The 21,327-nt window shown below is 66.0% G+C and carries 21 protein-coding genes; all 21 read right to left on the bottom strand.

Annotation, left to right across the window (positions count from 1 at the left end; translation table 11 throughout):
* Window positions 1-2 precede the first annotated feature (2 nt).
* A complete protein-coding gene (gene aroB, locus AC2AXK_RS06475; RefSeq protein ID WP_484344537.1) occupies window positions 3-1,151 on the bottom strand; it encodes a 3-dehydroquinate synthase in 1,149 nt (382 codons plus the stop codon).
* Complete coding sequence (locus tag AC2AXK_RS06480; protein WP_484344538.1) at window positions 1,148-1,714, bottom strand: shikimate kinase; 567 nt, start codon at window positions 1,712-1,714, stop codon at window positions 1,148-1,150. Before AC2AXK_RS06480 ends, aroB begins: the two co-directional genes overlap by 4 nt.
* 1 nt (window position 1,715) lies before the next feature.
* Window positions 1,716-2,903 (bottom strand): chorismate synthase, encoded by a 1,188-nt coding sequence (gene aroC / locus AC2AXK_RS06485; RefSeq protein WP_484344539.1) that lies wholly within the window; start codon window positions 2,901-2,903, stop codon window positions 1,716-1,718.
* A gap of 94 nt (window positions 2,904-2,997) precedes the next feature.
* Window positions 2,998-3,756: a hypothetical protein gene (locus AC2AXK_RS06490; RefSeq protein WP_484344540.1), complete on the bottom strand. Its 759-nt coding sequence runs from the start codon at window positions 3,754-3,756 to the stop codon at window positions 2,998-3,000.
* A gap of 2 nt (window positions 3,757-3,758) precedes the next feature.
* Window positions 3,759-4,457: a PilN domain-containing protein gene (locus AC2AXK_RS06495; RefSeq protein ID WP_484344541.1), complete on the bottom strand. Its 699-nt coding sequence runs from the start codon at window positions 4,455-4,457 to the stop codon at window positions 3,759-3,761.
* Window positions 4,454-5,509, bottom strand: coding sequence for a type IV pilus assembly protein PilM (gene pilM / locus AC2AXK_RS06500; protein WP_484344542.1), 1,056 nt, complete (start codon window positions 5,507-5,509; stop codon window positions 4,454-4,456). Before pilM ends, AC2AXK_RS06495 begins: the two co-directional genes overlap by 4 nt.
* Before the next feature lie 92 nt (window positions 5,510-5,601).
* The gene (locus AC2AXK_RS06505; protein WP_484344543.1) at window positions 5,602-6,399 is read right to left on the bottom strand and encodes a prepilin peptidase; all 798 of its coding nucleotides are present in this window, start codon (window positions 6,397-6,399) and stop codon (window positions 5,602-5,604) included.
* 5 nt (window positions 6,400-6,404) lie between these two features.
* Complete coding sequence (locus AC2AXK_RS06510; protein ID WP_484344544.1) at window positions 6,405-7,991, bottom strand: hypothetical protein; 1,587 nt, start codon at window positions 7,989-7,991, stop codon at window positions 6,405-6,407.
* Window positions 7,992-8,032: 41 nt separating this feature from the next.
* On the bottom strand, window positions 8,033-8,725 hold the full coding sequence (locus AC2AXK_RS06515) for a prepilin-type N-terminal cleavage/methylation domain-containing protein (protein WP_484344545.1): 693 nt from the start codon (window positions 8,723-8,725) through the stop codon (window positions 8,033-8,035).
* The gene (locus AC2AXK_RS06520; RefSeq protein WP_484344546.1) at window positions 8,722-10,617 is read right to left on the bottom strand and encodes a PulJ/GspJ family protein; all 1,896 of its coding nucleotides are present in this window, start codon (window positions 10,615-10,617) and stop codon (window positions 8,722-8,724) included. Before AC2AXK_RS06520 ends, AC2AXK_RS06515 begins: the two co-directional genes overlap by 4 nt.
* Before the next feature lie 195 nt (window positions 10,618-10,812).
* Entirely contained in the window at window positions 10,813-11,247 is a 435-nt protein-coding gene (locus AC2AXK_RS06525) for a prepilin-type N-terminal cleavage/methylation domain-containing protein (protein ID WP_484344547.1), read from the bottom strand.
* Window positions 11,248-11,525: 278 nt separating this feature from the next.
* Window positions 11,526-11,945 carry a prepilin-type N-terminal cleavage/methylation domain-containing protein gene (locus tag AC2AXK_RS06530; RefSeq protein ID WP_484344548.1) on the bottom strand — a complete coding sequence of 140 codons (420 nt, stop codon included), beginning with the start codon at window positions 11,943-11,945 and terminating at the stop codon, window positions 11,526-11,528.
* Window positions 11,946-12,200: 255 nt separating this feature from the next.
* Window positions 12,201-12,662 carry a prepilin-type N-terminal cleavage/methylation domain-containing protein gene (locus tag AC2AXK_RS06535; protein ID WP_484344549.1) on the bottom strand — a complete coding sequence of 154 codons (462 nt, stop codon included), beginning with the start codon at window positions 12,660-12,662 and terminating at the stop codon, window positions 12,201-12,203.
* A 255-nt stretch (window positions 12,663-12,917) separates the two neighbouring features.
* A complete protein-coding gene (locus tag AC2AXK_RS06540) occupies window positions 12,918-13,385 on the bottom strand; it encodes a prepilin-type N-terminal cleavage/methylation domain-containing protein (RefSeq protein WP_484344550.1) in 468 nt (155 codons plus the stop codon).
* A 251-nt stretch (window positions 13,386-13,636) separates the two neighbouring features.
* Complete coding sequence (locus AC2AXK_RS06545) at window positions 13,637-14,098, bottom strand: prepilin-type N-terminal cleavage/methylation domain-containing protein (RefSeq protein WP_484344551.1); 462 nt, start codon at window positions 14,096-14,098, stop codon at window positions 13,637-13,639.
* 114 nt (window positions 14,099-14,212) lie between these two features.
* Window positions 14,213-14,632 (bottom strand): type II secretion system protein, encoded by a 420-nt coding sequence (locus AC2AXK_RS06550; RefSeq protein ID WP_484344552.1) that lies wholly within the window; start codon window positions 14,630-14,632, stop codon window positions 14,213-14,215.
* Entirely contained in the window at window positions 14,629-15,858 is a 1,230-nt protein-coding gene (locus tag AC2AXK_RS06555) for a type II secretion system F family protein (RefSeq protein ID WP_484344553.1), read from the bottom strand. The genes AC2AXK_RS06550 and AC2AXK_RS06555 overlap by 4 nt, the downstream gene beginning before the upstream one ends.
* A complete protein-coding gene (locus AC2AXK_RS06560) occupies window positions 15,858-17,306 on the bottom strand; it encodes a type IV pilus twitching motility protein PilT (RefSeq protein WP_484344554.1) in 1,449 nt (482 codons plus the stop codon). Before AC2AXK_RS06560 ends, AC2AXK_RS06555 begins: the two co-directional genes overlap by 1 nt.
* A gap of 71 nt (window positions 17,307-17,377) precedes the next feature.
* Window positions 17,378-19,051 (bottom strand): GspE/PulE family protein, encoded by a 1,674-nt coding sequence (locus AC2AXK_RS06565; RefSeq protein ID WP_484344555.1) that lies wholly within the window; start codon window positions 19,049-19,051, stop codon window positions 17,378-17,380.
* Between the two features lie 122 nt (window positions 19,052-19,173).
* Window positions 19,174-20,055, bottom strand: coding sequence for a shikimate dehydrogenase (locus AC2AXK_RS06570; RefSeq protein ID WP_484344556.1), 882 nt, complete (start codon window positions 20,053-20,055; stop codon window positions 19,174-19,176).
* Window positions 20,052-21,233 carry an endolytic transglycosylase MltG gene (gene mltG / locus AC2AXK_RS06575; protein WP_484344557.1) on the bottom strand — a complete coding sequence of 394 codons (1,182 nt, stop codon included), beginning with the start codon at window positions 21,231-21,233 and terminating at the stop codon, window positions 20,052-20,054. Before mltG ends, AC2AXK_RS06570 begins: the two co-directional genes overlap by 4 nt.
* Window positions 21,234-21,327 lie beyond the last annotated feature (94 nt).

Consider the following 21,327-nt stretch of genomic DNA (forward strand, 5'->3'; position numbering starts at 1 on the left):
TCTCAGAGGGAGATGGCGCGGCTCGACGGCGCGTCGGCGCTGATCTCGGCGTACGCGGCGGCGAGGAGCGTCGGGTCGGGCCCTTCGAGGCGCGACGGCTTCGCGACGTCGTCGAGGACGACGAACCGCAGGAGGTCCCCGCGGGACTTCTTGTCGCGTCGCATGACGGCGAGCAGCTGCTCCCAGCGGTCCCCACGGTAGGTCAGCGGCAGTCCGACGGAGCCAAGGATGGACCGGTGCCGGTCGACGACCTCGTCGCTGAGCCGCCCGGCGAGACGTGCGAGCTCGGCCGCGAAGACCATGCCGACCGACACGGCAGCGCCGTGGCGCCAGGCGTACCGCTCGACCTGCTCGATCGCGTGGGCGAGAGTGTGCCCGTAATTGAGGATCTCGCGCAGCGACGCTTCCTTGAGGTCTTCGCTGACGACGCGGGCCTTGACGGCGACCGAGCGCTCCACGAGCTCCCGGACGACGTCCCGGAGGTGGTCGTCGGCGGTGGGCCATGCCTGGAGGGCGGCGGCGTTGGCCTCGACGAGGTCGAGGATGACGGGGTCCGCGATGAACCCCGTCTTGATGATCTCGGCGAGCCCGGCGACGAAGTCCCACTTCGGCAGGGTCTCGAGCGCGACGAGGTCGCAGAGCACGCCGGCGGGGCTGTGGAACGCACCGACGAGGTTCTTGCCCTCGGCGGTGTTGATGCCGGTCTTGCCGCCGACGGCCGCGTCGACCATCGCGAGGAGCGTGGTGGGGATGTGCACGACCTTGATGCCGCGCAGCCACGTGGCGGCGACGAACCCTGCGGCGTCGGTGGTGGCTCCCCCGCCGATGGAGACGATGGCGTCGCTGCGGGTGAAGTCGGAGGTGCCGAGGATCTGCCAGCAGAACGCGATGACGTCGATGGACTTGGCGCCCTCGGCGTCCGGGATGGTCGCCATGAGTGCCTCGTACCCCTGCGCGACGAGGTCCTCGCGAACGGCCTCCGCAGAGGCTTCGAGGGCTTCGGTGTGGATGACGAGGACCTTACGGACGCCGTCACCCAGCAGGCGGGGCAGGGCACCAAGGAGCTGACGGCCGATGACCACGTCGTAGGTGCGCTCGGCGGTGACGGTGACGACGGAGTGCGGCGGGGTGGTGGCGTCGGTGTCGGTCACGACTGGTCCTCGGGGTCGGAGGGGGCGGCAGGCGGTGTCTGGAGGGCGGCGACGATCTCGCGCGCGACCTGGCCGGTGCTCTTGCCGTCGGTGTGCACGTGGAGGGTGGCGATCCGCTCGTAGACGGGTCGGCGGGCTGTCATGAGCGACTGCCACTTGGCGCGGGGGTTGCCGAGGAGCAGCGGGCGGGCCTGGTTGAAGCCGACACGCGGCGCGACCTGGGCGAGGCTGACGTCGAGGAACACGATGGTTCCGCCAGCGGCCGCGTAGGCGGCGAGGGCCTCCTCGGTGTGCGGGTCGAGGATCGCTCCGCCGCCGAGCGCGAGGACACCGTCATGGACGGCGAGCGCTGTGGTGACGGCTTCGCGCTCCAGGGCGCGGAAGTGGGGTTCCCCGTCGTCGACGAAGATGTCGGAGATGCTCTTGCCGGCGGTGGTCTCGATGTCGGCGTCGGTGTCACGCCAGCGGACGTGAAGGCGCTCCGCCAGGGAGCGTCCGGTCGTGGTCTTCCCGGAGCCGGGTGGTCCGATGAGGACGACGCGGGGTCCCGTCGGGGTGGTCATGTCAGCGCAGCAGCTCGGGGATGGACGCGAGGTAGGCGTCGGCGTTGCGGCGCACCTCGGCGACAGAGTCTCCGCCGAACTTCTCGAGGACGACGTCCACGAGCGTGAGGGCCACCATGGCCTCCGCGACGACCGCAGCGGGCGGGACGGCGCAGACGTCGGACCGCTGGTGCTGGGCCTTGGCGACCTCACCGGTGGAGACGTCGACGGTCGCGAGCGCGTGCGGGACGGTGGAGATGGGCTTCATCGCGGCACGGACGCGGACGATCTCGCCGTTGGTCATGCCGCCCTCGATGCCGCCGGCCCGGTTGCTCAGGCGCCGGATGCGGCCGTTGGCGTCCCGCTCGATCTCGTCGTGCGCCTGCGACCCGCGGCGCGCAGCGGTGCGGAACCCGTCGCCGACCTCGACGCCCTTGATGGCCTGGATACCCATGAGCGCAGCCGCGAGCTTCGCGTCGAGGCGCCGGTCGCCGTGCACGTAGCTGCCGAGCCCGGAGGGGACGTTGTATGCGAGGACCTCGACGACTCCCCCGAGGGTGTCGCCGTCCTTGTGGCACTGGTCGATCTCCTCGACCATCGCTGCTGACGTCGCCGGGTCGAAGCAGCGGACGGGGTCGGCGTCGAGCAGGTGCACGTCGTCCGGTGTCGGGACGGCGGCGTCGTCGGGGGCGAAGACCGGGCCGATGCTCGTCACGTGGGACACGAGGCGGATGCCGAGGGCCTGCTCGAGGAACTTCGCGGCGACCGTGCCGAGGGCGACGCGCGTTGCGGTCTCGCGGGCTGACGCACGCTCGAGGACCGGGCGGGCGTCGTCGAAGCCATACTTGCGCATGCCGACGAGATCAGCGTGACCCGGGCGGGGTCGGGTGAGCGGCGCGTTGCGTGCGCGGTTGAGGAGCTCAGGGTCCACCGGGTCCGACGCCATGACGTCGACCCACTTGGGCCACTCCGTGTTACCGATCTCGATGGCCAGCGGACCACCCTGGCTCACGCCGTGCCGCAGGCCGGCGAGGATGCGGACCTCGTCCTGCTCGAACTTCATCCGCGCACCACGCCCGTAGCCAAGCCGGCGGCGGGCGAGGGCCGCCTGGATGTCGGAGGTCAGCACCTCCACACCTGCGGGAACACCCTCGATGATCCCCACGAGAGCAGGGCCGTGCGACTCACCAGACGTCAACCAACGAAGCATGGCTGCATCTTCCCACGACGTACAGACACGAATGCCGGGCGCCCGCAGAACGGACGCCCGGCGGGCGGTGGTGCATGTGACCCGTGAGACCGGCCTACTGACCGAGCAGGGGGTTCTTCCCGGGGTCAGGCACGGGAAGCTCCGTCGGCGCGTCTGCGTCGTCGGTCGTCTCCGAGCCGTTCTTGTCCAGAAGGACATACATCTGTCCGGTCAGGAGCAGCGAGAGGTCACCGTCGCTTGTTGCGGGGGACCCTCCCGACCCGTCCGACTGCTTGACAGCAGTCCCGTCGAGACCTGTGAGCAGGATGAGGCGAGGGTTCACCGTCTGCAGCTCCGTGACGAATGCGAGGACGTTCTCATAGGTGCCGACCAGATCGACCGTCACGGGCACCTCATAGAGGCCCGCGAGCGACTGGGGCCCCGCAGGCGCTCCGGCCGCGGCATCCGAGCCCGCACCGTCCGGGTCCTCGGCTGGCGGGTCGGCGGCGGCAGGTGCCGGGAACTCGACCGGTGTCGACCCACTGGTGGTTAGGGAAATCACCGTCACGCCGTGAGCAGCCGCGATGGTCGCCATGTCGCGTTGGAACTGGCTGTGGTCGAGGTTCGCGGGGATCGCTCTCCGGAGGGATGCAAGCTCTGCCTTGTAGCTGTCGATGTTGTCGAAGTCGGCCTTGAGCTTCGCCACCTTGCCCTGCTCGATCACGTTCTGGCTATCCTGCGCGTGAGCCGTCTCCGACGTCTCGCTCGCGTTGGCGAGCACCGGTGAGATCAGCAGGAACCACGCCGCCACAAGGATCACCAGTGCTGCTACGACAGTTCCCGTGATCCAGGCACGTGCCTTCGTCGCCTGCATGGTCACTCCTTCACTTCGACGAATCGGTTCGCGAGCGCTGACTCGTCCACCTCGATCGTGGATGTCATCGAGTAGTAGGAAAGCGCTTCTTCCTCGGTCAGTGTGGCGCTCTGCATCGTGGGATCGGTGAATCCGGGGATCGAGTCGAGTCCGTCCAGCCAGGCAGAGGCATCAGGAAGAGTCGCGGACCGCGCGGTGAACGCGATCGAGGCGACACGAGGTCCGTTGAGGGGGTCACCAGGGACTCCCATCTCCTGCGTGGGCGATGCCTGGGTGATGCTGAAGGACTCAATGCTCGTCCCGGGAGGCAGCACCGCAGCGATCGCGGAAATGTGCGGAGCCCAGGCGACCTCGGTCGACATACCCAGCAAGCGGGCCTGCTCGACATCCGCGATGGCGCCGAGCACCACAGGCACCTCGGCGTACTTCGCCTTCTCCTGAGCTAGGTCAGCCGAGGTCTTCTGGGCCTTCGCGAGATGCGCGTCGGCTTCACGCTCCGTGAGGAATGCCCAGCCGTACCCCAGGCCAGCAACCATGACGGTGACGATGAGGGACACACCCAGCCACCGCTTGGTCTGGGACAGCCCTCGGCCTGCGCGCACCTCGGGCGGGAGCAGGTCCACCTGTGGGCGGCGCGGGGCGCCAAGATCAGCGCTCTTCGACGGCTTCTGCCGTCCTGTCTTCTCAAGCAGTGAGGTCATGCTGCAACTCCATATGCGAGGCCGAGGGGTAGCGCCATCCGTGACTCCAGTCCGACGAAGCGTTCGCGGCCACCGATGCTCTTCGCGACGTGGAGCGCGCCGAGCGGATCACCGAGCGTGACGCTGAGACGGCTCGCGCTGGCGAGGAACTGCCCCAGACCGGGGAGATGCGCGCCGCCCCCCGTGAGCGCAACAACGTCGATCGGCGAACCTGCTCGGGAGCCCGCGTAGTAGGTGAAGGTGTTGCGGACGGCCTCGACGAGGTTTTGCGAGACGTGCGCCAAGGCTTCTGCGCCATCGGCGTACTCGGGTTTCGAGGTCATGCCGACGCCGATCTCGCGCTTGATGCGCTCCGCATCGTTGTTGGAGACACCGAGGCCGCGTGCGACCGCGTCAGTGGCATCCTGACCACCAGCAGGCAGGGCACGAACGAACCGTGGCACCCCGTTGGCGACGATCACGACGTTGGTGATCCGAGCACCGATATCGACGAGGGCAACGGTCTTGGAGCCCAGAGGGCCCTGGGTCATACCTCGGAGTAGCGCAAACGCGTTGAGATCCACCATGACGGGCGAAAGACCAGCTGCTTCGACAGCCAGGACGTTCGCCGCGACGGTATCCCGCGCCGCCGCGACCAGCAGGCCCTCGAGCACCCGTCCGTTGTCACCCTCGTAGTCGTCTGTCGGGTAGAAGTCGAGCAGCGCCTCGTCGGTCGACATCGGCAGGAGGTCCTGGACCTGGAACGGCAGGGACGCACGAAGCTGCGCCATCGGCATCCACGGGAGCGCGAGCTCGCGGACAGCAACACGCTGGTTCCCGACGCCAAGGACGACGTCCTTCGTGCTGAACTTCGCCTTGCCCCAGAGCTCCTTGAGTGCTGCCGCGACCGTTGGCTGGTCGGCGACCTCGCCGTCACGGATCGCTCCGAGCGGGAGTGCTACCTCGTCGTAGTTCGTCAGGGTTGCGGGGGAACCGCCCGACCCGAAGTCGACCTCGGCGGCGCGCACCGCCGTCGTCCCCAGGTCGAGTCCGATCACTCGATGCTTGGCCACACTGGTCCCCTCTCGGCGCGAGATCTTCTCACTCTGTGACGTATCGGCACGCAGAGCCGGAGGATTAGTGTCGGAGAGGGTGTTCTTGTGGCTCAGACCATGAGGCCGAGATACGCGTCCCAGAGGCGCTCGCCCCAACCGATCCCAACAGCGGCCCCGAGGATCATCCACGGGCCGAAGGGAATACCGCTCTTGCGACCAGCGCGACGACTCGCAAGCAGCATGACGGAGAAGATTCCGCCGAGGAGGAATGCCCCGAAGGCACCGACGACGAGGGCTCCCCAGCCAACCCAGGCGAGAGCCAGCCCGAGGACCCCAGCGAGCTTCACGTCCCCGAAGCCCATCCCGCCTGGGTACGCCACCATGGCCACGAAGTAGAAGACGTACAGCGCGACCCCGCCGATGAAGGCCCGGAGCAGCGCATCCCAATCCCCATCGATCCAGCTACCGGCGAGAAGGAGGGCAGGTAGCACGAGGTAGGCAGGCAGGACGATGACATCGGGCAGCCGTTTGACGTCGATGTCGATGAGGAAAAGTGCGACGCAGATCGCAGCGAGGTACAGGTACGCCGGCAGCGCACCGGAGATGTCGAACCGACAGAGCACCAGCGCGAACAACGCGGCCGTCCCTGCCTCGACCGCGGGGTACCGGGCGGAAATGGACTGCCCGCAGTCACGACACTGCCCCCGCAACAGGAGCCACGACACAACCGGGATGTTGTCGTATGCCCGGACGCAGTGCCCGCAAGCAGGGCACGCACTCGGTGGGCGCACGACCGACTCACCCCGCGGCACTCGCCAGATCACGACGTTGAGGAAGGACCCGAGCATGAGGCCGAGAAGCACGAGGAGGACGAGGGTGAGCCAAAAGAGCACACGGTCGTCGGTCATGGCGTTCAGGTGTTCAGCTCCCGGAAGTTGTCGACCGTGGCATCCTGCTCGAAAGCGGGCGCATTCCACTTCTGGTCAGGGGCACTCGAGCACTCCGCGACGACCATGGTCGACCAGTTGGGAAGGTCGTTCTGAAGAGGTTCACCCTTCGGACCGATGGCCAGGCACCGCCCGTACGAGTCCTCGAACCGCCAGCTCGTCTGCTTGTCCCCCGTGTCCGCACTGCGGTACCAGGTGACGTCCTTGCCAGAGCAGGTCTGAGTGAACGTGATGTAGGCGGGGACGGCCCCGGGTGCCGCGGTCTTCATGCACCAGACCTGGTTGCTCTTGTCGTCGACCTTCACCGTGACCTGCTGAGCGTCCGTCCGGCCGAACAGACCGCACGAACCATCCGCGAGCGGTTCGCACGGCTCCTGGTAGAACCACCGGTGGTTCCACTGCACCGCGTCGCCGCCGGTGACGGCCGGATTCTGCTTGCAGGGATAGACAATCATGAATTTGTAGTTTGTCTTCTGCGTCGTGACATCGGCGCACCGCCCAAATTCCGCGTAGTTGACGATCTGGTCGGTCTTCTTGGAGGCAGCGGCCGCGCCGACCTTCGGGCTCGGCGCGAAGGAGGACCAGTTGTTGTTGTTACCGCAGTCTCCGACCATCAATTTCGGCTTGCCCGACAACGGCGTCCCCGCGGATCCCGTACCGAGACAGAACTCCCAGGTCCCATTGGTCCCGGACTTGGAGTGCCTCGTGCTGTTGTTCTCAGGATTCTGCACCTTAAAGAGCGCCCCACCGTGCCAGCTGAACAGCTGGCTGGACCCGATCTCGTCCTGGTCCGCGGTCCTCGCTCGGCACACCTGGAGCGTCGCATTCACACGCGAGTTCTTTGCAGCAGGACGCCCTGTGATGCACAACGGGGTGGAAGTCAGATCAGAGACCGACAGGTGGATCTTGTAGTCGTCCTTCCAGCTCCACTGCTGCTTCTCGTCGTTGGCGGCGCACGTCTTGCTCTCGACGTACGAGATGGTCGATCCGACGGTCAGGCCGTCCGCCTGCAGGCAGTAGCCGTTCCCGAAGGCGTAGATGGTGCCGCCCTGGATGTTCTGGTTGATGGTCTGGAACGTGTAGACCGATTCGATCGTTCGGTCGCCTGAGTCCGCCGCACGTCCGGGAACGGTAGCGTCCGTGCCACGTGAGGTGATGACGGCAAAAGCTGGGACGGCGCGGTTGATCCGCTCGCAGTACCTGGTGATGACGTTCGATGACCGCCATGCCGCGTTCTTCCCACGCGGATCGTCCAGGAAGTACGTCACGGTCGCGGCGTACGCGTACTCGCCCGACTCGTCCGATACCGTCCCGGCAACGCTGCAGGGCAACTTCTTCGGGTCTCCGAGGACGTCGCCGGAGACCTTGTGCTTGCTCGTCGCAGAACGGATCTGGCTCAGCGCGGCATCGATCCCGGCTTCCGCTGCCACGACCGTCCGGCTGTACTTCTCGCCGTAGAGGGTCGGCTTCACCTGGGCCACCATCACACCGAGCATGAGCACGCTCAGCGATCCGATGACCATGATGAGCATGATCGCGGTGAGCAGAGCCATCCCGCTCTCGTCATCGCCGACACGCGGCCTCCACCTCATGGTCATGTCCGTCCTACTCCCTTGCACACGGGCGTGTCACTGACGTTGTCGCCGTTCTTGTCGGTCCGCGTCACAGTCTGGTCGGTGGTGTTCCGGGCAACGAACAGGGCGTCGAGCCCCGCACCCTTGCGGGCCTCCGACCCCGCCCGACCAGGACCGACGTCGAGGACGACGCGGAGCTGCTGCTTGAGGGTGACGGACATCTGGAACGGTCGCTGGTCCGACTTGGTGAGATCGTTCCGTACGTTCGACGCCTCGGTGACCCACTTGGGCGACGGACTGGGCGTGGGCACGTCCGGCCAGGTGCGGCGCTGCAGCACGCCCCCCGTCCCTCCCGCGCCGGGCACGTAACGCCACTGGGTGCACTGTGCCGTCGCGCCACCTTCGACAGCGGTGATCAGGTACTCGACGTAGTAGGCGTCCCTGCCGGTTCCCGTGCCGTACCCGGGCAGGTTGATCGCGGACGCGTAGCGGACATCCCGGTCGAACCGCTGGAATGCGCTCCGTACCTCCGTCCCCGCGTCAGACACCGACTGTGCCCTCGCCGTGTTCTTCGTCATGACGACGACGCCCGCCATGAATATCGCGATAATCACCGTGAAGATGCCCATCGCAACAATCAGCTCGACGAGGGTCATACCGCGATCGCCGCGACGCTTCTCGGGCTGCTGCCTCAGGCTCCGGAGGCCCGTCATGAGCGGACCGTCACCGTCGCGTACTCGGAGTAGTAGGCAGGCTGCGGCATCCCCTGGACGGTCATCTTGATCCTGTACGTGAACGTGCACGTCGTGTACTTTCCCCAGCTCCACTTACGTGTCACGGAGAACTTCCCTTCCTTGGCGTCGGTGAGGGACGCAGCCGTGCAGGTCGTCGTACCGAACTCGTAGGTGAAGTTGGACGGCAAGGGGGTGGCATTGGGCACGTTCGCCGTCTTCGACGGTGTCACCCCGACCGTCGCCCCGCCGCCAGGGGTCCTGCTGTCGTTAGTCGCCAGAGGTTTCACGATGAAGGTTCCGGTGTATGCGTCCTGAGAAGGTGTCCCGTCCGTGCCGATGACCCTGAACGTGAAGGACTGCACCCCAGCGACGTTCGCACGGCGCTGGTAGGAGAGGCCGTCGGGCGGTCCCTCCGTTGTGGCAGCCCCCGCACTGTTCACTATCGGGAATGACGGTGTCTCGATCCGGACGCGCTGGCCGTCCGTGACTTTGCCGAACAACTTCCCCGCAAAGTCGAGCTTGACCGGATCGTTGTTCGCACTCGTGGCGACCCCGTTCATCTCGCCGAAGAAGATGTTGTCACCCACAGGAATCTCCGCGGAGGGCGGAACAACGTCGACGGTGACGGTTGCGGATTGCTCGCTGATCCCCTTGGTCGGGTGGTCCTTGAGAGCAACGTTCTGGACCTTGTAGGTGAAGCTCGCGGGGCCCACGGGAGCACCTTTCTTAGCCGAAACCTTCAGTTGTCCGTTCTCGATCTTGGCCTCGACCTCGGCACGTGTACCGGGGGCCGCAACGACCTCGGACACAGTGAGGCCGGTCGCCGGATAGTCGTTGCCCAGGACAGGGACAACGACGCCAGGCTTCCCGACCTCGACCTTGGCCCTCTCCACCCCGGTCGCCGGATCGTTGTTCGCCCTGGGCAGTACCGTGATGTTGAAAGGGACGGGAGCGGTCTTGGCGTTGATCCCGTCGTCCAACGTGTACATGATCGTGACCGGCCCGGAGTAGTCCGTCCGAGGTTTGTACTTGATCGATCCCAGACCGAGGGCTCCGGTCTCCACCGACCAGTCACCGCGGCTCGGTGGCGTCGTCACAGCCGTGGGGTTCCTCAGGAGCGGGATGCCCTCGAGCGCCGGCGGCAGGAAGTACTTCCAGTCGTCGCCCGCCGTGTATGTGGCCTCGGACGGATAGGCAAACAGTCCTTCCGAGATGTTCCACTCGGCATCAGGATTGACGTCGATGAGCGAGCTGAGCTCGTAGCTGCACGTCCCGCCGTCGCAGCGCTCGCTGCCGCCGGGCTTCCAGGTGACGACCACCACCGCCCGGTAGAGCTTCACCCAGCTCGCGGGTGCGGAGTAGATCGACGGGTCGGAGGTCCCGCAGCTGTCCTGGCGCCAGCTGGCCGCCTTCTGCCGGTAGCAGGAACCGATGTGAGTCGTCACCGTGAAGTCCATGTCAGAGACGCGGACGGTGTCCGTCACCGGTATCGCAGGAGCTCCTACCGCTTTGGGGTCGGACTCGGGCGTCGTGTTGGCGAGCAGCTGTGGATCCGCCGCGTTCCAGGCGGCGGTCACCGCAGCCGCGGACCGCCCAGCGAGGAGCGGGCTCATGGAAGCACCCGCCGGCGGTCGGGGGTCGACCGCCCGCACCCGTTCCATCCCCTGAGTGGCGATGGCAGCCGCTGCCTGGGTCCGCTGCAGGTGCGAGGTGCTCTGCATCGTGTTCATGAAGAACAGGAGCGAGCCCGCGGCCACAGCGCCAAGGAGCATCAGTGAGACGACGACTTCAATCAAGGAGAAGCCGGCGGCGCGCTCATTCGGGCTCTGGTCAGTCAGGACCTGCGGACGCTCCGTCACGACGATTCTCACCGCTTCCCTCTCGACTCGATCCGCTCGCACGGGGTCCTATCGGCAACAGTCAGGTCTTTCTCAAGCAATTCGGTTGCATCCCCGGTCGGCGCCGTACGAGGCGCAGCGCCGAAGGAACAGGTGAAACTGTTCAACCGCCGCTAGGCGCGGGGTGGGTGGCAGCTGGACCGTCACACCCCGCATGGATCATGCTGATCAGGTGCAGCTCTCGATTCCCTTAGCCTGGAGACCACCAGCGCCGCTCTTGTACACCCACTTCTGAGTGGCCTTGTTCGCGGGCCCCTCAGCCACCAAGCAGTAGGACTCGCCGGTGACTGTGGCGGTCACCTTGTTGCCGGAGGTGATGCTCACGGTCACCTGCGAGGGGGATGCGCCCAACTTCACCGATCCGATCGTCGCACCGTCGACTGCGGGGTACGCCTGCGCGTCGGTGTAGTAGGTCTCCATCTCGTTGGCGACCGTACGCAGGTCGGACTTCAGCGAGGAGTCGACGGCCTTCTTGCGCTGGTTCATGAACACCGGGATCGCGATCGCCGCGAGGATACCGATGATGATGATGACAACGAGAAGCTCGATCAGGGTGAAACCCTTGTCCTTCTCGTTCATGGACTGGCGAATGCGAGCAATCATGCCCGACCTCATTTCAGAAGCAGAGTCAAAGTGAGATGGTGCGCCAGGTACGACTAAGAGCCCATGGGACCGCGCGAGTCCGACAACCTCCATATCGGCACGTGCCGGACGTCGGATGAGGCAGGAGGGCAGGCGCACCGCTTTTCACCCACCCACGCCGGGCGTCCGCGAGCTCGGCCGTGACGACCACGTCGAGCCGAGGCGCTGTCGCACCTCGGCCCGACGTTCACGGCGACGTGTTGCAAGGTCCTCGCCGCCACCAGCTCCAACCGGGGCTATCAGGGGCAGGCAGTGTCCGTGAGTCCACCGGTCGTGCTGTTGTAGTAGAAGCTCTTCGTCGCCTTCGTGTTTGCGCCCGTCAGGCAGTAGCCCTCGGTTCCGATGAGCTTCCCCGTAATCGTGTTTCCGGGGCTCGTCGTGACACTCACGGCCCCGGTGCCCGTGCCGATCGTCGACGTGCCGGCCGAGCCGGTCACAGCGACGTAGACCTGGGCGTCGGTGTAGTAGGTCTCCATCTCGTTGGCGACCGTACGCAGGTCCGACTTCAGCGAGGAGTCGACGGCCTTCTTGCGCTGGTTCATGAACACCGGGATCGCGATCGCCGCGAGGATACCGATGATGATGATGACAACGAGAAGCTCGATCAGGGTGAAACCCTTGTCCTTCTCGTTCATGGACTTGTGGATGCGAGCAATCATGCCCGGCCTCATTTCAGAATCAGTTTCAGGGTAATAGGAAGATGCAGCTGACGGGTACTCGTCGAGCCCCGCCGGGTTGCTACATCCCTCATCGGCGCTCCGAGCACTCATGGTGAGCGGACCATGAGCTTTTCACCCGTGATCACGGCTGCGCAGTATGCAAATGGGGCCCGACGGTCGGGAAAGACCGTCGGGCCCTGCTTGCCGCAGAATCGCCAGCGACGCTTGCTACGAGTATGCGGTCCTAGTCGTCGCTCACGGCGCGGCCGGAGCGCCGGGACGCAGCCCGCCGCTCGCACTGTCGTACTTGAACACCTTCGTGCCTGCGTTTGCCGTGCCCTTCGGGTTATGTCCTCGCAGGACATAGGACTGGCCGTCACCGGAGACCGTGTATGTGATCACGTTCCCCTTGGTGATGTTAATGTCGGTCGCGGTGCCGCCCGCTGCTGCAGGGATGACGAGCTTCGCGACCGCGTCACTGGACGCTGTGATCGCCGCGGGGTACGCCTGGGAGTCGGTGTAGTACGTCTCGATCTCGTTGGCCACGGTACGCAGGTCGGACTTGATGCTTGAGTCGACGGCCTTCTTGCGCTGGTTCATGAACACCGGGATCGCGATCGCCGCGAGGATACCGATGATGATGATGACAACGAGAAGCTCGATCAGGGTGAAACCCTTGTCCTTCTCGTTCATGGACTTGTGGATGCGAGCAATCATGCCCGGCCTCATTTCAGGATCAGACTCACAGTAAGAAGAAGGATGCACTCGGCTGAGCTCGCTGAGCCGCGCCGGAGTACTACCAGCCCCATCGGCGGCGCTGCGCTGATCGTGAATCCGCCGCCCAGACTTCACCCACCGACCCGACCGTGCTGCAATGCAGAAGTGCCCGGCACTCAAATCGACCACCGGGCACTTCTGAGCATCGTCATCGGCGCGGAGCGCCGGGGCGAATCACGCGGGACTAGCCACGGATCACGGCGCGGCCGGAGCGCCGCCCTTCAGCCCACCGTTCTTGCTGTCGTACTTGAAGACCTTCGTCTCGCTGTTCGCCGTCGCCTTCGTGTTGTGACCCACGATGGTGTACGCCTGCGAGTCGGTGGTGTTGAGCGTGTACTTGATGACGTTGTCGGCCGAGAGCTTGATGCTGACCGCCGTGCCACCTGTCGGTGCGGGAAGCGTGAGGGTGTTGGTGGCACCACCCGAGCTCGTGATGGACCCCGTCGGGTACGCCTGGTTGTCGGTGTAGTACGTCTCGATTTCGTTCGCGACCGTACGCAGGTCTGACTTGATGCTCGAGTCGACGGCCTTCTTGCGCTGGTTCATGAACACCGGGATCGCGATCGCCGCGAGGATACCGATGATGATGATGACAACGAGAAGCTCGATCAGGGTGAAACCCTTGTCCTTCTCGTTCATGGACTTGTGGATGCGAGCAATCATGCCCGGCCTCATTTCAGGATCAGAATCACAGTGAGATGGCGCGTTCACCCAGCAGCGCTCACCGAGGCTTGCTGGAGTCATATCAGCCTCATCGGCGCTCATGCACAGAACGTGACCCGGCGGGTGAGACTTCACCCGCCGCCCTATTCGTGCTGACTACACAGAAGGGCCCGATGGTCGGAACGACCATCGGGCCCTTCTGTGTAGTCAGCCGAGCCGAGCGCCGCGCTACATCGCGCGGGACTAGCCGATTATGGGGCGGGAGTGGTGGTACTGGTGGGACCGCCGGCCTTCAGGCCGCCGTTCTTGCTGTCGTACGTGAACACCTTCGACGCGCTGTTCGCGGTGCCCTTCTCGTTCCAGCCAGTCACGACGTACGACTCCTTGTCGCTGCTAAGCGTGTACGTGATGACGTTCCCGGACGTCAGGGTGACATCCGTTCCTGTCGCCACCGTGAACTTGCTGTTGGTCTTCGTAGTCGCGATGGGGCCCGCGGGGTACGCCTGGGCGTCGGTGTAGTACGTCTCGATCTCGTTGGCGACCGTACGCAGGTCAGACTTGATGCTCGAGTCGACGGCCTTCTTGCGCTGGTTCATGAACACCGGGATCGCGATCGCCGCGAGGATACCGATGATGATGATGACGACGAGAAGCTCGATGAGGGTGAAACCCTTGTCCTTCTCGTTCATGGACTTGTGAATGCGAGCAATCATGCCCGGCCTCATTTCAGGATCAGAATCACAGGGAAGGTCTTACTCGCCACATATCGACACTTTCCCTGGCGACTTGAGGACGTCACACCAGCAATCAAACGATTTCACCCACGGTCATGGCAGGGTGAAGTCCGCGGCGTCGGCGCATGCCGAGACCGACCCGTCCCGAAGACCTCCAGCGCTGTCGTAGACCCAGTCCTGGGAGGGCCGTCCACTGCTCGCCTTGGTGCCGACGAGGCAGTACGCGGAGCCGTCGAGATGCACGGACACTCGCACGCCGGGGCTCAAGCGGAGGTTCTCGAGCAACGCGCTCTTCGTGACAGACACCTCGTCGTCGGTGCGCAGAGCCTCGACGGAACCAGCGACCAGGCGCAGATCGCTCTTGACGGTGCTGTCGGCGGCCCGCTCACGCTGGGCTGTGAGCACCGGAATCGCGAGCGCCGCGAGTACTCCGAGGATCGCAATGACGACGAGCAGCTCCGTGAGCGAGAAGCCGACGTCTGATCGCCTGCCGCGACGCCAGCGCGCTCTCATTCGATGATGTCGAAGATCGAGAAGATCGGCATGTACATCGCGATGACCATCCCGCCGATCACGGCGCCGAGGACGACGATCATGAGGGGCTCGATGAGGCTTGTCAGCTGCTCCGTCGTCGCCTCGACCTCTTGGTCGTAGAACTCGGAGATCTTGCCGAGCATCGTGTCCAGGGCACCCGTGTCCTCACCCACGGCCATCATCTGCACGACCATGGACGGGAAGACGGGGTGCTGGGACAGGGGTCCGGTGAGCGACTGGCCCTGGCGCACGGACTCCTGGACGGCTTTCGCTGCGCGCTCGATGACGAGGTTTCCGCTCGTCTCCCCCACGATGTCCAGCGCTTGGAGGATGGGAACGCCAGCGTGGAGCATCGCACCGAAGTTGCGTGTGAACCTCGCCACGGCGATCTTCTTGAACAGGTTGCCGAACACCGGGACCTTGAGCTTCCACGGGTCAAGCTTCTCGCGCACGGCGCGGTCGTTCTTGTGCTTGCTCCACCACGCGGCGACGATGACGAGCACGACGACGATCGGACCGGCGCCCCACTTGAGACCCGTCGACATATGCATGAGGATCTGCGTCGGCATGGGCAGTTCGCCGCCGAGCGTGGCGAACATCCCTGCGAAGATCGGGACGATGAAGATGAGCATGCCGCTCGTCGCGAGGATCGCGATGACGAACACGACGACCGGGTAGGTCATCGCGGACTTGATCTTCCCGCGAAGCTTGACCTCGTCCTCGAAGTTCTCCGCGATCGACACGAGGACCTGGTCGAGGAAGCCCCCGACCTCCCCCGCCTTCACCATGTTGATCATGAGGGGCGGGAAGATCTCCGGGTGCTTCGCCAGAGCTACGGAGAAGGCGACACCCGTCTCAACGTCACTGCGAACGACGGCGAGGACCTTCGCGAGCGGCTTGCTCTCGGTCTGCTCAGTGAGGATCGAGATCGCGCGCAGCAGCGACAGCCCGGCGTTGATCATCGTTGCCAGCTGCCGCGCCATGATGGCGAGGTGCTTGAGCGTGACCTTTTCACCGAAGCCCGGGATATTGATCTCTCGCTGCAGGCCGGTGCTGCTGACCTCGGTGATCGAGATCGGTGCGACGCCCATGACCTTGAGCTTGTTAGCCACAGCAGACTGGCTGGCCGCCTCGAGCCGCCCCTTCGTCAGCTTCCCCTGCTTGTCGCGGATGACGTAGTCGTACGCCTTCGTTGCGGTAGCCATCACAGAGCCCTGCTCTCGTAGTTGGAGCCGCCCATGTTCGCGTTCGCCATGCCCGCACCGGCCGAGCTCGTGCCTCGACCCGTGAGCCGGTTGAAGTCCGCGATGTGCTGGCACTTCTCCAGGCCGGTCTCGTAGGAGATCCGCCCGGTGCGTGCGAGGTCAGCCAGGTGCTGGTCCATCGTGTGCATCCCGAGCTGCGCCCCAGCCTGCATCGCCGAGTACACCTGGTGCGTCTTGCCCTCGCGGATGAGGTTGCGGATAGCGGGCGTCGCGATGAGCACCTCGGTCGCGACGGCCCGCCCGGGCCCATCAGCACGCTTGCACAACGTCTGGCACACCACGCCCTGCAGCGCGCTTGCGAGCTGGGTCCGGATCTGCCCCTGCTGCTCGGGCGGGAAGACGTCGATGATGCGGTCGATCGTCTGCGCCGCATCCTGCGTGTGCAAGGTCGCGAACACGAGGTGCCCGGTCTCGGCTGCGGTCAACGCCACGGACATCGTCTCGAGGTCGCGGAGCTCACCGACGAGGATGATGTCCGGGTCCTGGCGCAGCACGTGCTTGAGTGCGCTGGCGAAGCTGTGCGTGTCCTGGCCGACCTCACGCTGGTTGATGATCGACTTCTTGTGGCGGTGCAAGAACTCGATGGGGTCTTCGACGGTCATGATGTGGTCAGCACGGGTGCGGTTCGCGAGATCGACGATCGACGCGAGCGTCGTCGACTTTCCGGAACCGGTGGGACCCGTCACGAGGACCAGGCCGCGGGCCAGACCCGCGAAGTTCGCGACGACCCCCGGGATACCCAGGTCCTCGAGGGGCTTGATCTCGTAGGGGATCACGCGGAAGGCAGCACCGATCGACTCACGCTGCTGGTAGATGTTCACGCGGAACCGGGCGAGACCACGCACGGCGTAGGAGATGTCGAGCTCGAGGTTGGTCTCGAACTTCTCACGCTGTTTCTGCGTGAGGATCGAGTAGATCGACCGCTGCAGCCCCTCGGGCATGACCGGCCCGTGGCCCTCGAGCGGGAACAACGAACCGTCCCTGCGCACCATCGGCGCGGCGCCCACCGTGAGGTGCAGGTCGGACCCACCGGCCTCGACCATCGCGCGGAGCACAAGGTCGAGCTGGACGTCGCTCTCCTCCGCCTGGCGGCTCATCCCGATCCGCGTCGTCGACGCTGTCGGTGCGCGCTTCACAGCGGCCGGCGCCGCGGGTGCTTGTGCGGTCGGCTGGACCTGGGTCGCAGTCGGGGCCATCTGGCGTGCCGGGCTCGTGGACATCTGGTCGGCGAGGGACCGCCTCGCGGGGACGCCCGCGCCCTGCTGGAAGGGCGGGGCCGTCTGCGTGCGGTCGTCAGGGTCATGCGGCTGGAACGTCTGCCCGACAACCCCCGGCGCCATCGGGCCGCGCAACGTGGGATCGCCCGCCGGCACACTGAAGTTGTTCACAGGTCAGCCTCTCGCCTCAAGTCCCGCACGGATCGTCGCGACGCCTCCTTATCGGCTCAGGGCGGGGGTTCTTAAGCAACGACCCGGACAATCTCCTCGACGGACGTCTGGCCGCCGATAACTTTGAGCCAGCCGTCGTTGCGCAGGGTGCGCATGCCCTGCGAGATCGCGGTGCGCAGGATCTCCGCGGAGGACGACCCCTGCACGGCGTGGCGCTCGATCTCTTCGGTGACCCGCATGACCTCGTGCAGCGCAAGGCGACCCTTGTAGCCGGTCTTCGAGCAGGTCACGCATCCGACCGGGCGGTACAGGATCGGCTTCTCCTCCCCCGGGAGCCACGGAAAGCGCGCTGCCTCGAGCTCGAGTTCGCTCGGCTCGTACTGCTCCTTGCACTTGGAGCACAGTCGACGCGCGAGGCGCTGGGCGACGATGCAGTCGATCGCTGACCCCACGAGGAAAGGTTCGATCCCCATCTCCACAAGACGCGTCACTGCGGACGGTGCGTCGTTGGTGTGCAGGGTGGAGAGCACGAGGTGACCGGTGAGCGCCGCCTCGATGGCGATCTGCGCGGTCTCGTGGTCACGGATCTCACCGAGGAGCACGACGTCGGGGTCGGACCGCAGGATCGACCGCAGCGCTCCAGCGAACGTCAGGCCAGCCTTCGGGTTGACCTGTACCTGGTTGATGCCCGGGAGCCGGTACTCGACCGGGTCCTCGACCGTGATGACGTTGATCTCCGGCTTCGACACCGCGTTGAGGGTCGCATAGAGCGTCGTCGACTTACCCGAACCGGTCGGTCCGGTGACGAGGATCATGCCGTACGGCTTGTTGAAGGCCTCGGAGTAGACCTCGTAGTTCTCCTCCTCGAACGACAGGTCCCGCAGGTCGAGGCTCGCCGTGGAGTTGTCGAGGATTCGCATGACGATCTTCTCGCCCCACACCGTGGGCAAGGTTGCGACGCGGAGATCGATCTTGCGGCCGTTGTGTGTGATGGACATACGGCCGTCCTGCGGCTTGCGCCGCTCAGCGATGTCGATGTCGGAGAGGATCTTCACGCGGGAGGTCACGGCACCCGTGATGTTCTTCGGAGACCGCTGCATCTCGTGGAGCACACCGTCGATCCGGTACCGGACCCGGAGGTCGTGCTCTGCCGGCTCGATGTGGATGTCCGAGGCACGGTCGGTGATCGCCTGGCTGACGATGAGGTTGACGTATCGGACGATCGGCGCGTCGTCGTCCGTGGTCCCGACCATCCGGGAGAGGTCGACCTGCTCCTCACGGCTCTGCTCCTCGAACGTGCTCGTGAGGTCGTCCATCTCGCCGTCAGCACGGACGTACCGGTCGATGGCGCGCAGGAGGTCCTCGTGCGTCACCACGACGGGGAGCACCTGCAGGCCGGTGAGCGATTGGACGTCGTCCACGGCGAGGACGTTGCCCGGGTCCGCCATCGCGAGCTGCAGGGCGCCGTCCTTGAACCCGATGGGCAGCACCGTGTGTCGCCGGCACACCGCCCCGGACAGCCGGCTCACGGCGGTCCTGTCCACGGGGTAGACATCGAGGTCGGCGAACTGCATGCCGACCTGGGCGGCGAGCGTCGCGACGAGCTGTCCCTCGGTGAGGACCCCGATGTCGACGAGGGCGCGCCCGAGGCTTGTCCCGCTCGTGACCTGCTCGTCGAGGGCAGCGAGGAGCTGCGTCTCGTCGACGAGACCTTGTTCGAGAAGAATCTCACCGAGCTGCTTCACTGCACTCTCCTCATCACCCGTCGTTGCACACGGCCGTGCGACGACGAGACTCACCTACCGTTGGTCGACATATCGGCAGGCGCGCCGCGGGTGATAAGGGTTCCGGCGAGGAAGGTCGTTCGTCAGGCGGTCATGGCGGCAGCCAGTGCCGCGGACATGACGTCGACCGGCGCCGTCAGGCCGGTCATGAGCCGCACCTGCTCGGCGGCCTGGTGCAGGAGCATCCGCTCTCCTCCGACGACCGCGCCGCCCCGCTCCCGCCAGGCCGCAGCGAGGGCGGTCGTCCGGGGCTCGTACGCCACGTCGAGGAGCACGCCTGCGACGGCGGCCGTGTCACGCTGACCTGCGGCGGCGATCTCCGTAGCGATGCTGTCCGCACCGTGGGGCGGCAGCGTCGAGACGACCACGTCGGCAGCTGCCATCGCCGTGGCCGCGTGCTCGAGCGTCCGGAAGGTCGGCGAGACCCCCATGCGGTGGGCCGCTCGTTGGAGCGCACCGGTGCGGCCCAATGACCGGACGTAGACCTCCGCCCGGGGGTATCCGAGCTCGGCCAGCGCGGCGAGGGTCGACGACGCCGTCGCACCTGCGCCGAGCACGACCGCGGTGCCCCGTCCGTCACGCTCCGGCGCGAACGCACCCTCGCGCAGCGCCGCCACGATCCCGTGGACGTCCGTGTTGGCGCCCACCGTCGTGCGCACTCCCCCGGGCCAGCTGAGGATGACCGTGTTCACCGCTCCGGTGACGTCCGCGAGCGGATCGACGTGGTCGAGCAGGGGGATGATCGTCTGCTTGAGCGGCATCGTCAGGCTCAAGCCCGCCCAGGACGGGTCGAGCCCCTCGACGAAACCCTGGAGCGCCTCCTCCTCGACGTCGACGGCCTCGTACTGCCATGCATCCAGCCCGAGCGCGGTATAGGCCGCGCGATGCAGGACCGGGGACAGCGAGTGCCCGATGGGATGGCCGAGGACGGCCGCACGCCGCACGTCGGTGGCTCGCGTGCTCACTCGCCGGTGTTCTCCCGGATCCAGTCGTAGTACAGCTGCGCGTTCTTGTCGTGCTCCGGCTTCGTCTCCGCGAACAGGGTCTCCTTCGTGTCGAGGTTGACCGTGACGAAGAAGATGTAGTCCGTGTCGGCGGGAGCCAGCGCCGCCTCGAGGGATTCGAGCCCGGGGGTGGCGATGGGACCGGGCGGCAGTCCCTTGTACTTGTACGTGTTGTACGGGTTGTCGCTGGCCCGCTCTTCCGCGGTCGTGGTCGCGTCGTCGCTGCCGCCGGCGTAGTAGTGCACCGTCGAGTCGAACTGCAGCATCATGTCGATCGCCAGGCGGTTCTCGATGACGCTCGCGACGAGCGGCCTGTCCTCGGCGCGACCCGCCTCACGCTCGACGAGCGACGCCTTCGTGAGGAGCACCTGGCGGTCGGGGCCCGCCGGGACACCGAGTCCGTCGAGCGTCGTCACCGTCCGCGCGACCATCTCCGTGACCATGGCGACGGGTTCGGTACCGAGCGGGAACTGGTACTGCCCCGGGGCCAACCATCCTTCGTAGCTCCCGTTCGCCTCTGCTGGCAGACCGGTCGCCGCGGTGTCTGCGATGGCCGCGACCACGTCGGCCTCCGGGACCGCTGTGAGCTTCGCGATCCTCGCGACGATCTTCTCCTGGTTGAAGCCCGGCGGGATGTCGACGATGTAGTCGGAGCGGTTCGCGACGTCGAGCAGCGCGGAGACCGCGTCGGCTGCCCGCATCTCCTTGAACAGGGTGTACGTGCCCGGCTGGATTCCCGCGGCATCAGGGTTCCCGTTGTACGCGATGACGAACGCCTGCTGCGAGGCGACGACTCCCGCCGCCTCGAGCGTCGTACCGATGGCCGCACCGGAGTCTCCCGCGTTGACGGTCACCGTCTGCTCGCCCGCGCCGGGCCCGGGGAAGTCGGCGACGTCGTCCTCGGACGACCCGGACCCCAGGCCGTCGAGACTGCTGAAGAAGTCGACCCCACGCGTCCAGACGAGGTACCCGCCAGCACCGATGACGACGATCGCGATGAGGACCGCGATGAGAGCTCGCCGCCTGCGGACTGCGGCCTTGCGCCGCTCCTCACGCAGGGCGCGCTTCTCGGAACGAGACAGCACGGCCTCGTCCGGGGCCTCCTGGGAGACCGACGGTCCCTCGAACAGATCGTTCACCGGTTGGTGCCTCCACGTATGTCACTCATCTGGCCTCTGCACCCCTGCGGACCCATCGACAACCTACTCCACGGTCCGCAGCGGGTGATATTCC

Source organism: Sanguibacter sp. Z6_81 (assembly GCF_057180625.1).

Coding starts and splice junctions, on each gene's coding strand:
- AC2AXK_RS06505 (WP_484344543.1), bottom strand. CDS start 6,399: ATGACCGACGACCGTGTGCTCTTTTGGCTCACCCTCGTCCTCCTCGTG.
- AC2AXK_RS06480 (WP_484344538.1), bottom strand. CDS start 1,714: ATGACCACCCCGACGGGACCCCGCGTCGTCCTCATCGGACCACCCGGC.
- AC2AXK_RS06530 (WP_484344548.1), bottom strand. CDS start 11,945: ATGATTGCTCGCATCCACAAGTCCATGAACGAGAAGGACAAGGGTTTC.
- AC2AXK_RS06510 (WP_484344544.1), bottom strand. CDS start 7,991: ATGGCTCTGCTCACCGCGATCATGCTCATCATGGTCATCGGATCGCTG.
- AC2AXK_RS06555 (WP_484344553.1), bottom strand. CDS start 15,858: ATGGCTACCGCAACGAAGGCGTACGACTACGTCATCCGCGACAAGCAG.
- AC2AXK_RS06535 (WP_484344549.1), bottom strand. CDS start 12,662: ATGATTGCTCGCATCCACAAGTCCATGAACGAGAAGGACAAGGGTTTC.
- AC2AXK_RS06550 (WP_484344552.1), bottom strand. CDS start 14,632: ATGAGAGCGCGCTGGCGTCGCGGCAGGCGATCAGACGTCGGCTTCTCG.
- aroC (WP_484344539.1), bottom strand. CDS start 2,903: ATGCTTCGTTGGTTGACGTCTGGTGAGTCGCACGGCCCTGCTCTCGTG.
- AC2AXK_RS06490 (WP_484344540.1), bottom strand. CDS start 3,756: ATGCAGGCGACGAAGGCACGTGCCTGGATCACGGGAACTGTCGTAGCA.
- AC2AXK_RS06525 (WP_484344547.1), bottom strand. CDS start 11,247: ATGATTGCTCGCATTCGCCAGTCCATGAACGAGAAGGACAAGGGTTTC.
- AC2AXK_RS06515 (WP_484344545.1), bottom strand. CDS start 8,725: ATGACGGGCCTCCGGAGCCTGAGGCAGCAGCCCGAGAAGCGTCGCGGC.
- AC2AXK_RS06545 (WP_484344551.1), bottom strand. CDS start 14,098: ATGATTGCTCGCATTCACAAGTCCATGAACGAGAAGGACAAGGGTTTC.
- AC2AXK_RS06495 (WP_484344541.1), bottom strand. CDS start 4,457: ATGACCTCACTGCTTGAGAAGACAGGACGGCAGAAGCCGTCGAAGAGC.
- AC2AXK_RS06540 (WP_484344550.1), bottom strand. CDS start 13,385: ATGATTGCTCGCATCCACAAGTCCATGAACGAGAAGGACAAGGGTTTC.